Below are 15,897 nucleotides of genomic sequence, written 5' to 3' on the forward strand. Positions count from 1 at the left end.
CAATCATTAAAGCCTTTGATTATGTGCATGGTCAATTATAATTCGTCATACTTTAAAATTTCCACATCTTCCGGAATCAAATGCGTGTATGTTTTTAAATAATATTCACCCAGTGTTTGTTGACGCTTTACACTACAATTGTCCTTGTGATACACCTGAGTTATACCAAACGAAATACGAAAATAATTCCACTGCAACGTCTTCCAATTGGTCGCAACATTAAAATTCATCTCTGAGGATCGTAGAAACCATTCCATTTCTCTTGAAATCTGATTAGTCATCATATGCACTCCTTGTCTTTCAAAGAGACCACCTCGTCTTCTCCTCCGACGAGGTGGTCTAGCACATCAATTCCAATGCTGTCTCCTGCTTCTTTCAACCGTTTCGGGACGTCTATGTTTTCCGGACTTGGGGTAGGATTGCTGAAAGGATACTTGTCAGTATTTCTGACTCAACACCAAAATTAATGTGACCAATTTTCGACAAAAACAAACCTACTCCTAATTAAGAGTAGGTTTGTTGCAAGTTAATTTATCTTAAAAATTAGCCATACATTTCACTTTTTCTTGTTAAAAGAATTTGAATATCCTCCGAGTTTTGTTCACTTAATCCATCAAAATGTGTTTTAGAGAATATCAACTCATTGTAACCCCAAATGGCAGATATAGCCTCCTCATTATCTCCATAAAAATCAAAGTACCACTGTTTAGGTACATTTTTATCAATAACTTCAAATAGTTCTGAGGGATACCAATAAGCCATATCATAATCATCATATAGTAAATATCTCAGTCCATTTTCATAAAGTACTATCCCACAAACATTATATATTTTGCCAACTTCTATCTCATTATAAGTTGTTTTTAATCTAACACCCTCTTCTACTTTTTCAGGGCTAAACATATACCCTTCAATAGATATGCATTTAACTTTCATATACAATACCTCTTTCTATAAGTGTCGATGTATCCGTAAAAGGATTCAAATCTTAGTCAAGATTAATCAATTTGCTGCGCAAACACTCGTCATTGGAATAGATATCGCGAAACACACCCACCACGCCTAAATGGTGGGTGAATGGGAAGCTTCTGAAGAAGTCACTCCTATTATGTTTAGCGATTTGACACTCGGCTCGATACCAAGAGAGCTTTTTTCTTTTCCAGATGAATTCTACTTAAACTTAAAGTCATCAAATTTCCCTGTTTTTATATTGTAATTAAAGTGAATATTTATAGTTCCTTTTTTCCCTGTTTTTATAGTCCTTTGCATTTTGACCCATCCCTCAGAACCTGGCCATCTCTTATCATTCATCTTTTTCTTACCAACGACTTCTTTTGCGCCTTTTAAAGGATTTGAGAGTATTTCTTTCATTGCTAACTGTTCTTCTAGGTTGTTAGGAGTGGTCCTTCCAGTTGAACCTCTACCTAATGATTTCTTTTTCATTTGGTTTTTTAAAGCTTTCGTTGCATCTTTCATAGATTTTTTTAGCAGTGACTTTGCAACCTTCTTTACTACTTGTCTACCACCTACATAAATAAGAACGATAATGAGAGGATTTTCACCGTCAGAATCCGACAACATCACTGGGTTATTATCTGCATAGTTGTATCCATTTAATGTAACCGGGTTTTGGAGATCTCCCTGTACAGGGTCTCGAGACAAAAACGAACCTGTATCCGAATTATAGTATCTGGCCACCAAATAATAGAGATTTGTACCTTCATCAAAACGATATCCTGAATAACGATAAGGATTTATGGTAGCCATAATCCCGTTTTGTGATAGAATATTCCCCCAAGCATCATACGTATAAGACGCGACGACAGCTCCACTTTTATCAGTCAAGGCTATAACATCACCATGTTGATTGAAAAGATAATAATAGGTTTGACCTTTGTAACTCATTGTTAGAGGGTTTCCATTATCATCATACATATATTCTCTTAATAATTGATTATTTCCATCTGTTTCATAAAGGACCTTATCACCATCATAAATATAATAAATTTGGCCATCTGCAGTATTACTGCTAATTCTTTTTCCTTCTTCGTCATATGTGTAAGTTGCAATTGTTTTTCCACTTAAATCTTTAATCTCTTCTAATTCATTAAAATTGTTAAACCGATAAGATCTTTTACCATCCCATTTCAGATTACCAATCTCGTCATATTGATACTCTTGGTCTTCTGCTTTTATAATCTGATTATCAGCATTGTAATTATAAACAACTGTTGTGGTAGTACCATTTTTCGTTGTTTGTTTTGTCTCTCTATTTCCTGCTTTATCATACTTATAAGATATTACTGTTCCATTGGTTAGTTGCTCCGATATAAGTTGATTTTGCTCATCGTAATCATAAATAGTGGTACCTGCATTGGAGTGAATTTTTTTTATTGAATGAATTTCATCATACTCGTATATATAAGTATCTACGGTATTTCCATCGTTATTTTTAATAGTGTAATTTATTAAACGATTACGGTCATAACCCATAGAAATAGAGCTACCGTTAGGGTACGAAATCATTTTAGGGGATCCGTCCTGGTTATATTGAAAAGAAGCCGCTGTAGAATTATTTCTTTTCAATTCCTTCGTTCTATAAACATCATCTGGAATAAATTCAAGTGTCGTTGAAGGATTTGACCCAACAGTATACTTTAACTGAGAGTTGTATTCATCCCCAAGATAACTGTATTCTAACAAGTTATTTCCTTCTTGAATAGATTTAATCGAATCATTATCGTAATATAAAAATTGTTTTGATATTGTAGTTCCTCGATAAATAGAAGAAAGTCGATCTCCCTCATATGAGTATTTCCAACTTGGAATCCCATTAGAATATATATTAGTTATTCGATTTAGGTTATCGTATGAACTTCTGATTATTTGGTTATTTGGCAGAATTACTTCTATTAGGTTGCTGTTTGCATCATATTTGTAATTTGTTATTTTATTAATGGAATTAGTTTCTTTTGTAAGCAAATTCTGGCCGTTATACTCATACTTAGTTACAAAATTCTTTGCATTAATTATATTTCTGATATTTCCATTACTATCATATTGATAACCCGTTTCCCCAAACATTGGATCAATGACTTTTTCTATTTCGCCTCTTAAATTATAGGAATAAGAAAAAGGTTCTTTTGGTCCGTTTTTTGTCTGCAGTAAGTTTCCTTTTAAATCTGTTTTAAGAATTGAAGTACTTCCAAAATCATCCGTACTTTTCGTTGTTTTTATCGAACTAACGTAGTCAATTAATATTGTATCCTTTGTTCCGTTCGGATAAATCACTGATTCTAAATCACCGTATACATTATAGTTATATGTAGTTATGAGTCTGCCATTATCAGCGATAGCATCTGTGATTTCAAGGGTTTTCAAATCTCCGTTTTTGTAATATGTGCGAGTGATAGTCTTATTGTTTGAGTCAATTTCAACTTCAATATTATTGTATGTTGTATACTTGAATCTTTGAATATTTCCTTCTGGATCTGTTGTAGATAACAAGTTTCCGTTAGTATCGTATGTGTTTTTAGTCAATAACCCAGCTTTTTTTTCTGTGAGAACATCGTAATTGGCATTTAATGTATATATAGTTTCTAATCCAGCATCGTCTACTTTACGTTCTACCACATAGTTGTCATTGGTATAATAAGTAGTCTGATAACCGTTTGGGTCTTTTACTTTAGCTATCTTATTTTTTGTATCTAATGAATACTCTGTTCCTGGTCTGTCAAGAGGGTCTTTTACACCGTTAATCTCTTGTGGCTCCTGGACTTTCACTAAGAAACCATTTTCGTAGTTATAATCAGTTCTCCGTCCATTTGGGTCAATAACTGCGGATATCATCCCGTCTTCATACTCGAAACTGCTTTTAATTGATGTACCTGTAGTAATGTCTTTTAACTCATCTACGTTCTTAACGGTTCCATCGGAATTATACATATACGTAAATTTGATTCCTTCATAGGTAGCAGTTTCTATATATCCGTCAGAATTATATGTGAATCGTAAGAGCTTATTCAAATTATTTCCTAAATCTGTACTAATAGTTATCAAGCGATTACTGGAATCATATCCATAATTAATTTTATTTCCATGCCGATCTATTTGATTTTCAATATAAGCTATTTTTACAACTGTATCCTGATTTGATTCGCGAATTTTAAAAAAAGTTTCTATTCCATCTGTGTCTTTTAATGTATAGAAGTCTGTTCCTGTCTTTTTAATGGACTCATATCTTCCAGGTCCTGAATAATAGGTTGCTGTAGGTCCATCATAATTAAATTCGTGGTCTGTTCCATCTTCATCTTGGTAATTAATAATATTTGCAGTTCCTTTAATGTTTAAGAACAATTTTTCATTACCGGTAAAAGTCCAACCTCGACCCATTACAGATTGTTCAGATGATTTGCTGTTATACGTTCTCGCAAAAGAAAAATTGAATTCTCCACGTCCCATGATAGAAAAATCATTATATTGAATGATATTATTTCCAGTGGTTAAATTTGAATAGCTCGTCCCTCCGATGAGAGGATAGGAGGTATAAGGCCAATATTCTTCTAGCCCTAAACGTGCGTTTGTACGATAAGTAATCACTAATAATGGTTTATACTTTTGATTAACAGTATTTTCACTGGCCACGAATTTCTTGTAGATATTTGTGGCTTCATTATCACTTTTCAACAGGAAACCAAAGTTTGTTTCAGGTTTATTCTTCCACTCTTGAATAATATGAATTGGAAAATCCCACTTTTTCATTTCGTTATCTAGGCTGCTTGGGGACGTCAAGTTTCTAACAGTAGATAACTTGTTGCTTGTTACATAGTCCCCGCCTTTGTTTGTCCAAGCAGTAGAGGGAATAGTTTTAGAATACGTCCATGATGCTTGATTCTCTTCCCAATCTGTCGTTAACTTAAAAAGGCTTATATCGATAGGAGCGCTGTTATTTGTGGATGAAAACCAAAGATTCAAGCTCGACGACAAAATGGTGGTAGATTTTGGAATGCTTGATAAGTCAAATTTTAAAAGCGAACGTAAGGTATTATTACTGGATGTCCCTCCACCCAGTTCTAGATCATTTCCTCCTGTTTGTGTCGAGAATCCACTTCGTAAATTAGTATCTTCTACATAAGGTGTGGATTGAAGTCTTACAATAGTCGGATCAATAGTAATAGGGTATGACCGATTAGGTTCCTCTAGCCACTCCTTGTTAGGTATTAAGTAGAGAAACAATTCATTATTAATTATTTCATGTTTTAATTCTACATTATAGGAAATAGATTCTTCTGGAATGGATTCAATCTCTGTAGCTTCTTTAAATTCTTTAGGAATATAAGAATCATACATGTATGGTGCTTCAAAATAATAAAGTTGCTCATTGGTATCCTTAGAATAGAGATATAAAGTGTCACCGACTTCTTTGACAACCATTCCTTCTAAGTTCATTTTATAAGTGAATCTTTCGGGGAAACCTTTTTGTGGCTTCTCATTATAGATAATATCTTCCTTGATACGGTCTGCCCCTACTGTGTATTTAATATCAATATTTTTATACACGTCTGGATAAGTAATAGAATCTTCCGCAACTATTCCTTTAACAGAAGCAGGTTCTTCTTTTGTATGTTCCAATGGCTCAAGTTGGAGTTCTGCTAAATGTTGCTCTTCCTTAATTTGAATATAAGGAGTATCGGGGGTTTGTTTTTGATCAAATTCAACTGTAAACGCATTGGCTTTATTTTGATAAACATTTTTTGAGGAATCAGTTACTAACTCGTTATTGATTTCTTCCCATTCATTTTTTCCGTTTTTGAAGTGAAGTGGAATTTGAGAGATTTGTGCAGTATAAGTGCCATCAGCATTCAAGAATGTTTTAGAGTTTTCTGTCCTTTTTTCTATTACTTCCTTCTTGCTTTGTTTATCTTTTAATTTTGTTTGATAATTGTCTTCTGAATTTGTTTCTCCATAAGCAAAAGCAAACTCTGAAAAAGGAGCATAAGACATAAGCATAGCCAAAACTATAAGACTAGAAAGCCACTTATGACCTCGTTTTTTTAATTTTTTTCTCATAATATTTTTTCCTTCCTAATTTATACTTAGTATTTTATTAATCAAATTTAATTGTACCAACTCCTCTATTTTTCGAGCTTCCCTAAACTTCAAATGCATTCTAGTGATGATTTATTACTTATAAGATCACTATTTTTTCAGTAGAATCGTACTATGTCACATTATTGATATTTAGTAAGACAATTTTTTAAATAGATAAAATATTGTTTCCACCTTTTCAGATGTCCAAATTAATACAAAAATAACGGTATATTCTAATTTCCGTTTTGGGGCTACAGATTGGCATAGATAAAAACATTGCTACAATTCCTAAAAGTTCTCCTCCCTTTATCTAACTTTGATAGTATAAAATGTTTTACATACTATAAGAATGGGTAAATATAATCGTTTTTGTCTATTTCATCAAGAGATCCTCAGCAATTACTGTTGCTAGTAAGCCTATTTTTTTGCTATACAGTGTTAGCTGGTAAGTTAAAAGTACATAAGTCCATTTAAAATACACAAGCTTGCTAGTCTTAGATTATGTTTTTTTCTAGGATGTGATATAGCATTCATTATGTCTTCAGTGAAGTTCAAAATATGGGTGTGATGTATGTTATTTTCCCCTCTGGCCAAATAAAAAAAGAGTAGCCTTAGCCACTCTTAATAATCCGATTCTCTATAAATATCATTTGCCTTGTCAACGCCACCTTTTTGTTGTTGAATGAACCATTGCAAGATTTCATCAAACGAAATCGTTGAAAAGTCTTCCTCTTTTCGTACAAAATACGTTTCTAGCGTGTGTTTATAATGAAGGATCGTCAGTTCACTCATATCCGAAATTTCCATAGACTGGAAGTACTCATTCACGACTTCCTTGTTGGTTGGTTTACTAAAAGTCTTATCCATCACCCAGTACTTTTTTGACGCATTTTTCTCAACCCAGAATAAGTCGATGGGCGGTTTCGCCATATACTCCTTCCGGACACAAAAGAAAGAAAATGAACGTAACACCTGCTTGTAGTTGTTGATGGTTCGAATGCTCCTATAGGGATCTTGCAGGGAAAAGCATTCGTCAATCTGCTTTCGATCTACTTGTGTAAAATTGACAGGATTCGCCTCAAAATAACGGTGTAGGAAAATTCCATATTCTTCAATCGTTTTTTTCGTTCGCTTCCTAATTCTTCAGATACAATAAAAAATTATTGATTACGTCCTTGTTCTCCTCAACAGAAAACCGTCCTTTCACTTCCCAGTATAGTATAGTAGTAGCGTTAGTCGCCTTTTCCGTTCGTTATGCTAACCACAAAAAACGCTCCAATCCCTTAAGTATCAAGGGATTGGAGCGTTTTTCGATTTCTTAAAAATCACGTTAAAGTAGGTCTTCGTGATCAGCTCGGGCATAGTACGATAGAAACCACAGTGCTCTATACCAACCTTTCGCAGGATGAACAACGAGAGGTATTGAAGAAAATGGATAAAGAACCTGAAGAGAGAAATGAAAGTGAATAGTATTAAAAACCCACTAACATTAGTAGGCGAATCCAAAAAATGGGATAGAAAAATGATACCTCTAGGAATGTCTCGTAACGTCGATGAATTAGGATGAATTGTGTAATCACAAGGGGTGAACACGAGCATTGGGTATTGATGCCGGTACCCATATCCGTTAGTGCCTGCATGTTGACAGAAGAGATTTCAAATTAAAATGAAGAATATTCGGGGTATCATTCTTAGCCTAACAGGAGCGAAATAATGATTAGAAATCCTTAGAAATAGTGAATTACTCCTATCCCCTTCTAGAAGATATACATGTATGGTGTCCATAACCAACAAAATTATACCCCAAAGCATTGTCTGGATTGGCAGACGATGCTTTGGGGTATATTATCATGTTCAAATTTATTAGAAAGCTACTGTAACATCAATTCTAAGCGCATTGGCATTGGCTTTGCCTCTAAAAAACCTTGAATCCCACCATATCCCAAGTTAGTGAAAAATCGTTTAGCTGAATAAAGACTTAACGGAATAAAATTAGAAGTTTTGTTCGTTTTCTGACTCTAATTCAGTTATTGGTTCACAAAGGTAGCAAACGATATATTCTCTTAAAGTAGTTTATTCAAATTTCATTATTTTATTATTATCAGCTGCAAACATAGGCTATTCACTTGTTAATATAAGCTCTCGCGAATTGACATCATAAATTTTATAATCAATTTCAAACTGATGGTCTTTTGTAACTGTCACCTCACAATAATACGGGATTGAATCTCCATAAGCGTCAAGTGCAGGAATATGGTTAAAAGTAAATAAATCACCTGAATCAAGCATTTCGAAGTTTGATTCTTTAAAACGTCCTGAGGAAGTTAATTCGATGGTGCATTCCCCTCTAACAACATCATATTCCTTTAGTAGTATGTATTTTAGACTTGGCAGAGTAATTACTAAAAGGAAAACACCAAATAGAAGGGCGCCAGTGGCCTTGACTACATTTGGTAATGTAAAGTCCTTTTCAACATACATAAAACCAAATATAAATACTGCCATTAGAATTGACAAAGCTCCTATTATCAGCATAATATAAAACATTTTTCACATCCCCATATTGTCTTTTTAATTATATTTACGTATTTTCATTAAAATGGTTCCATCTTAGAGAATCTAGATAGTATATTTTCTACTGTTTAGATTTTCTTTCATTTAACTAACCTGACCGTTATTTCAATAAGAAAAATGAGCTGCAATAGCAACTCGATGATCTTCAACTAAAGCCCTCGATAGTTTGAAAAGTGTAGATGGCGACAAATCATATAAAAGCTGACCCAAGTATAGAAGCTACTGCAAATGTTGTACGTTTTGCTTTTAGTTCCCTAACCACCGCACTTAATATTAAAATGCCTAAGACGAAAAACATATAGGGCATAACCCGCTAATGCAATAACAATAACTGATAAGACAACTCCTAATACTTTCAGCATTTTACTTCTGCAAATCGTATATATTTTTTGTATATCTATATAACTTAGAAGTCTGTTTGTTATTACGGAGGCAAACACTTAGTTACGCTGTACGTGGTCTGTTCAATGCCTAGACGAACATCTTCAGTTGTTACTTTGGTGTTCCAATACCCACGTTCACCGACTTTAATATGCGACGCTTCATCCGCCAAATGCATCGTGACTTTTTTACACCAGTCGTTATGCTTCCGGTTAGGTTATTTAAAATTAGCTGCTACCTTGCAATCTAATATGTCTTGGATCGTCAAAAACAAGTGCCGCTATCAGTCTTCTCTAACGATTGAAAATGATTAAATGCTTGTTTATTTTGGAAAGTACAAATAGCATTTCCCTTTTATATCTTGCCTGTTGCTGTGCCACTCACGATTGTTATTAATAAAACATCCGCATTAATTTGATGCACAGGTAGCGGTAATTTTGAAAAGGAATAATAAATTCTCTTCTGGACCAACAAAGTGAATACGTAGTATTTGTTTAGTGTATGTGTTTAATTATTTTATTTTTGTCTTTTTTATCAAATTTCTAAATAAACAAAAAATTAGTAAACCACTATTTTAAAAGGTTTTTACGTGTTTATCGTTTGATTTAAACTTGTTATAACGGAACCTATTTGCGTCGGATGACATATGCGAAACGTTATGCATCAGTAGATAGTGCTTGTTTGTATACCAAATGTACACCTATTTAATAAATTTAAACTTATTTAATCGAAGTCAAACTACCAATATCAAACTTGAGTACTGTACATTAAAAGAGGAGGCAACCGCCCCCTCTTCTTTTTCTTGTAAAAAAAGATTCTTAATTAAAATCAAAATTTTCACTTTATAAACAAGTTTATTTAGATACGTCTATCATCTTTTCTATAAATAAATTTAAATTTTCTTCATTTGGATATTGATATGAGAATTTTTGCTTACACACTATTATATAATTTTTTTAGTTATCTATATCTTTCAGCTTTTTGAAAGGGTATTGTTTCATAACTTTGATTTCCTATTAGTCAAGGTTTTAATGTAAAAAGCCAGAGAGCAAAAATAATTTGCACTCTGACTTCTTATTTCCAGGTTATTCGAGACATATAGACATATTGTTTTCTATATGAAGAGAATAATTATCTCTTTAATTATAGTTATAACGAATATAACTTGAAGTATTTGTAATAATACTGTCAATATTTTGTAGCCCGTAGTCTTGGCGAATCTTATAAAACCTGTCATTATAATTATTTGTATTACAAAATATATTATTGGATTAAAATGTATAAAGTAAAACAGCGCTAACCAAACGCTAGAGATTAACAACAAAAAATCGAATCCGAAAGTCATATTGTTCATATGCATCCTCATTTATTATTTTCTTTTATTCTGTATATATGTGTAAGTTTTCCCATTTATTTTCTTTTTATATGTGACGAAAAATCTCGATAATCCCTTAACTAATAATTTTCCAAATGAAGTATCCATCCAGGTCATTAATACTGCCTGAACACCTAATACTACAACAGTTCCTATTTTAAACTTTATGCCCATTCTACTTAATCTCTTTTCAGTTTGCACCACAGCCGTTCCAACCATTTTCACTCCTTGAACCCTGTATGATCTTGGAGCTAACTTTAAGGCTTTCATATATCCTCTTACTGCGAATCCAGCAGGGATTAGTATTATTAATGAGTCAATAATATTTGCCAATATATCTGTTCTAATTGCCCATGTTCCATCTGGGTCAACATTCATTACTGGATTATTATTAGAATAATTATAACCATTTAAAGTAATAGGTTCGCTCAAATCCCCTCTCACTGGATCACGCGATAAAAATACACCATTATCAGGATTATAGTATCTTGCCATTAAATAATAAAGTTTTGTACCATCATCATATTGGTATCCTGCGTATCGGTAAGGATTTATCGTTGCCATTGCCCCACTTTGTGAAAGTATATTCCCCCATGCATCATAACTGTACTCGGCCACTACACTACCATTATCATCAACTAAACCAAGAACATCACCTCTATAGTTAGTCAAATAATAATAATCTTTGCCCTGATAAGTCATGGTTAACGGAACATCGTTATCATCATAGGTATATTCTTTTAGGATATTAAATTGAGCATCTCTCTCATAAACAACGTTGTTTCCTTCGTAATAATAATGAGTTTTTCCATTACGATCATTCGTATAATTCCGTCTTCCTTGTTCATCATAGCCATACGTTGCAATGATTGTTGAACCTTCTTTAATTTCTTTAAGTTGGTTTAAATCATCAAATGTATATGTGTACTTTCCATCTGCTATTAAATTCCCATTTAGATCATGCGTATAATCTTGATTTCCTACTTTTGTTAATTGATTAGCAGAATTATATTTGTATTCAGTCATTTCGTTTACGCCTAAGGAAACAATTGTCTTCGCTACCCGATTACCTACAGAATCATATTCATATGATATCAGGGTTCCATCTTCTAATTGTTCACTTTTTAATTGATTCAATGGATCATAATTATAAAGAGTTTCACCCGAATTAGTTACAATTCTCTTTATTTGATTATTAGCATCATATTGATAGGTGAAGTTTTCAAGAACAGTTGAATAATTAGATTTAAGGATTTCTTTATCTAAACGAGTCTTATTATATTCTCTAGTTATAGAGCTATTATGGCTATTGTCAATTGGATCGTTATTAAAATTAGTGGATTCTAAAAAACCATCCGGAGTATAACCAAAATTAACAAATGATGTGCCGTTTTTTTTAATCTCTTTTGTTCTATACACATCATCTGGGATGTAATTTAATGTATTCCATTTTCCAGAAACATTATATTGTATCTCCGAAATATAATTATCTCCAAGATACTTATAATTGGTATAATCAATTCCTTCTCTAATTGATTGTACCAAACCGTTATCGTAATAATCGATAGATTTTAATATAGCATCTCCTTCATATATATCTGTGTGATTATCTTTATAATCATATCGCCATTTCACTTGATCATTAATTAATAGAGCCTGCAATCTTTGTGACTCATCATATTGATTTGTAACATTAGAACCATTTGGCAATAAAGTATTAACCAAATTACCATTACCATCATACTTATATTCTCTTCTTTGATTTATTGCATTTTTTTCAAACTCTAAGAGATTTTTTCCATTATAACCATATTCAGTAGTGTAATTTTTCACATTCCTAACAGATTGTAGGTTACCATTTTTATCATATTGATACTTTGTATCATTTTCATTAGCATCCGTTACTAACTCTAATTCATCTCCTAAGTTATAGGTGAATTTTGTTTTTTGTCTATTCCCATCTGAAAATTCAAGTAGATTTCCGTTGAAATCTCTTTTTGAAGTGCTGATATTGTTATGAGCATCAATTAGCTGTTCAGTTTTTATACCATCAGCATAATAGTTTTCAAACTTTTCTGCGGTATTATCCGGATTCACAACTTTTGACAAATCTCCATTAGCATCATATTCATAGATGGTAGTTAGTTTTTGATTTGCAGCATTATTGTCATCAATTTCAGCCTTTATTACATTTCCTTTTGCATCATACTTATAATTAGTGACCTTTCCATTGGAATCTGTTTCTCTACTTATATTATTGAATGTTGTATAGATATAGCTATTTTTGTTACCTTCAGCATCTACAGTTTCTAGTAAGTTCCCCAAAGAATCATATTTATTCGATTCTTTGACGACTTTATTGTTATTCTTATCATACCCATATCTAAATAATAAATTGTAATTTGCATCTAATGTAACTTCTTCTTTTTCACCTGAAGAATTAATCGATTTCTCTACGACATAATTATCATTTGAATAGTAAGTAGTTGTGTTTTCTTCAGCATCCGTTACAGTTGCTTTTTTTTCAGCTCTATTTAATGTATAGCTCGTTCCTGGACGATCTGCTGAATGGATTTCGTTGTCCGTTTGAGGTTCCTGAACTTTAACTATATCGCCATTTTTATATGTGTAATCTGTTTTTCTAGTGTTTGGATCAATTATTGTTGCAAGTAATTGATCTTTGTACTTAAAAGTAGTCCTTGTTGTTTCACCAATTCTATTTTTTAATACATCTACATATTCTAACAAGTCATTTGCCGTATAAGTGAAAGTTATTACTTTGTCATTATCGTAATTAACTTCGTATAGAAGATCCTTGCTGTCGTACTTTAGTTCAATAAATTTGTTGAGTTCTTTTCCTAAATCAGTTTTAATATATCGCAACTGATTTTTTCCATTATATTCATAATGGACTTTATTATTATTTCTATCAATCTGTGTCTGAATATAAGCAACTTTTACATCAGTATCACTAGAGGTCTCAAGTACTTTAAATATGGTTTGATTTCCATTAGTATCATACATTGTATATATATCAGAACCGGATTTTTTTATTGTCTCATACCTGCCTGCTGGTGGGTTATAAGTGGCAGTGGATCCATTATAAATAAACTCATGATTTGTACCATCTTCATCTTGATAATTTAAAATGTTAGCCGTATTTTTGATGTTTAAATGAATTTTTTCATTCCCAGTAAAACTCCACCCATATCCTAAAGCTGATTTTTCCAAGCTTTTACTATTATATGTTCTTCTAAAAGTTAAGCCAGAATCTGCTCGACCCAGAACAGTAAAATCTTCATATTGAATAACGTTATTACTCGTCGTTAAATTTGTATAACTAGTACCGCCCACTAATGGGTGAGAATCATACAACCAATAATCCTCTAAACCTAAACGAGCATTCGTTTTATATGTTACAGTCAGCATTGGTTTATATTTAGCGGCGATTACTTGCTCACTACTTGCATACTTCTTATAATACCCCAATGTTTCATTCTCGCTTTTTAAAAGCACACCATAATTAAGAGAAGGATAAGTTAACCATTCTTGCACAACATGAATTGGAATATCCCACTTTTTCATATCACTATCGATTGTATTAGGAGCACCAATCCCTGTTACAGTAGATAATTTGTTACTTGTAACATAGTCACCTCCACTAGAAGCCCACGGTGTAGAAGGAATACGTTTTGCATACGTCCATGATGCTTCATCTTCAGCCCATTCTTTTTTTACTTTGTACATGCCAACATCAATCGGTGCGTTATTATTAGTTGATGTATACCAAAGGTTTAGACTTGAAGAAAGAATAATAGATGCTGTTGGAATTGATGAAACATCAAACTTCATTAAACTACGAATAACATTATTAGAGGATTTCCCAGTACCCAATTCTAAATCATTTCCGCCAGTTGTGGTCGGCAAAGCACTACGTATATTAGTATCAATTGCATATGGTTTCGATTGAAGTCTTACAATAGTAGGGTCTATTGTGATGGGATAAATTCGATCTTCATTTTCTAACCATTCTTTATTAGGTATTATTTGTAAATATATTTCACCGTTTTCTTTTTCAATATCTAGTTTGATATCGTATGACACTGCTTCCTCTGGTGTAGAGGTAAACCCTTCAGTGACCGTAAATCCTTCGGGAACATATGAATCGTACATATATGGAGCATCAACATAATATAATTTTTCTTTGGTCTGTGGGTCGATTAAAAAGATCATATCATTTTCTTTTACTGCATCCAGGCCTTCTAAATTCATTTTGTATATGAATTTGTCAGGGAATCCACCTGTAGGCTTTTCTTTATAGATAATATCTTCTTTAATACGATCCGATCCAATGGAATAACGGATATCTATGTGACTATACACATTTGGATATGTTATTGTTTCTTCTTTGACAACTCCTTCGGAAGGAGTATCGGGTGCGAATGAACGAAGTGAGGTCTTCTTATTAACACCGTTAATGGGTTCTAATCCAAGATTGAACATCTTATCTCCATCTTGTACACTTACATTTTCACCCTCTTTATTGAATGACTTGTTTACATTAACAGAAAATTCGTTAGCCTTGTTTTCATACGTTTTATTATCTAAACTTTCTGTCAACGTATTGTCGATTTCTTCCCACTCCTCTTTTTCGTTCTTGAAGTGGATAGATTCTTGAGCAATTTTCGAGGTGTAACTTCCATCATCATTTATAAATGTTTTAGAATTTTCTGTTCTTAAACTCTTTATATCCTCTCTTTCTGAACTGTCAATTTGATTACTTTCTTCTGGTTGCTGAACTTGAACTTCAGCATGTACTACAAAATTGGTAAACGGAATATATGTAACTATTAACGAAATTATAATTAAACATATAAGCCATTTCTTAAATAAATTCTTATTTCTCATAACTTATTCCTTTCTGGAATATATATTTTTTTATCCCAGAGAAGATTATACCTTTTAGCTAAATAATTTACTATGTTTTTTTAAATAAACAATAAGGGAAAATAATGGTAGTAATTCACCTGTTAAATAAGTAATATAGCGTAGCGCAGTTTCTTAATTGAGAGCAGGTGTCCCATACCTTTAGAGATGAGAAAAGAACTTCCTTAGATGAGCCCTTGTAAATATAAAAGTGCAAAAAAATTGGGCAATCGGAACATAAAAACCCCTAATATTTATTCGTAGATCATATAAAAAGGCATTTGAAAATCGATCGATATTTTAAAGATTTCGCTGGAATTTATTAAAAAATTGACCACTAATCGGGAACTTTGATATAGAATAATAGACACTAGGAATCCTGCCTAATAGGTCTGTTCTTTGAGAGAAGTCGTTATTCCAACGATATTTCATAGGGTTTAGCATCCAATGATTCCTACTAGGCTAGAACCAATGACCCTTAACTTATTAAGGTAATAATGTATGTGTTTGATAGATTTAAAGTGCAACGCCGATTTAGCGCTATTCAAAGC

Annotated in this window: 6 protein-coding genes and 1 pseudogene; all 7 read right to left on the reverse strand. The window is 32.7% G+C overall.

Features of this window, described 5'->3' with window-relative positions:
* Positions 1-35 precede the first annotated feature (35 nt).
* Positions 36-281, reverse strand: coding sequence for a hypothetical protein (locus tag H9659_RS01450; RefSeq protein WP_039041558.1), 246 nt, complete (start codon positions 279-281; stop codon positions 36-38).
* Positions 281-418 (reverse strand): annotated as a pseudogene (locus tag H9659_RS15710) (JAB domain-containing protein); the annotation flags it as partial. The pseudogene H9659_RS15710 and the gene H9659_RS01450, both read right to left, overlap by 1 nt.
* A 125-nt stretch (positions 419-543) precedes the next feature.
* On the reverse strand, positions 544-936 hold the full coding sequence (locus H9659_RS01460; protein WP_039041559.1) for a hypothetical protein: 393 nt from the start codon (positions 934-936) through the stop codon (positions 544-546).
* A gap of 234 nt (positions 937-1,170) precedes the next feature.
* A complete protein-coding gene (locus H9659_RS01465; RefSeq protein WP_039041560.1) occupies positions 1,171-6,069 on the reverse strand; it encodes a DNRLRE domain-containing protein in 4,899 nt (1,632 codons plus the stop codon).
* Positions 6,070-6,711: 642 nt separating this feature from the next.
* On the reverse strand, positions 6,712-7,020 hold the full coding sequence (locus tag H9659_RS01470) for a hypothetical protein (protein WP_039041561.1): 309 nt from the start codon (positions 7,018-7,020) through the stop codon (positions 6,712-6,714).
* A 1,188-nt stretch (positions 7,021-8,208) separates the two neighbouring features.
* Positions 8,209-8,595, reverse strand: coding sequence for a hypothetical protein (locus H9659_RS01475; protein ID WP_156137870.1), 387 nt, complete (start codon positions 8,593-8,595; stop codon positions 8,209-8,211).
* Between the two features lie 1,819 nt (positions 8,596-10,414).
* Complete coding sequence (locus H9659_RS01480; RefSeq protein ID WP_191688136.1) at positions 10,415-15,328, reverse strand: DNRLRE domain-containing protein; 4,914 nt, start codon at positions 15,326-15,328, stop codon at positions 10,415-10,417.
* Between the last annotated feature and the right edge of the window lie 569 nt (positions 15,329-15,897).

It is taken from the genome of Sporosarcina gallistercoris (genome assembly GCF_014836415.1).
In the GTDB taxonomy this organism is placed as follows: domain Bacteria; phylum Bacillota; class Bacilli; order Bacillales_A; family Planococcaceae; genus Sporosarcina; species Sporosarcina gallistercoris.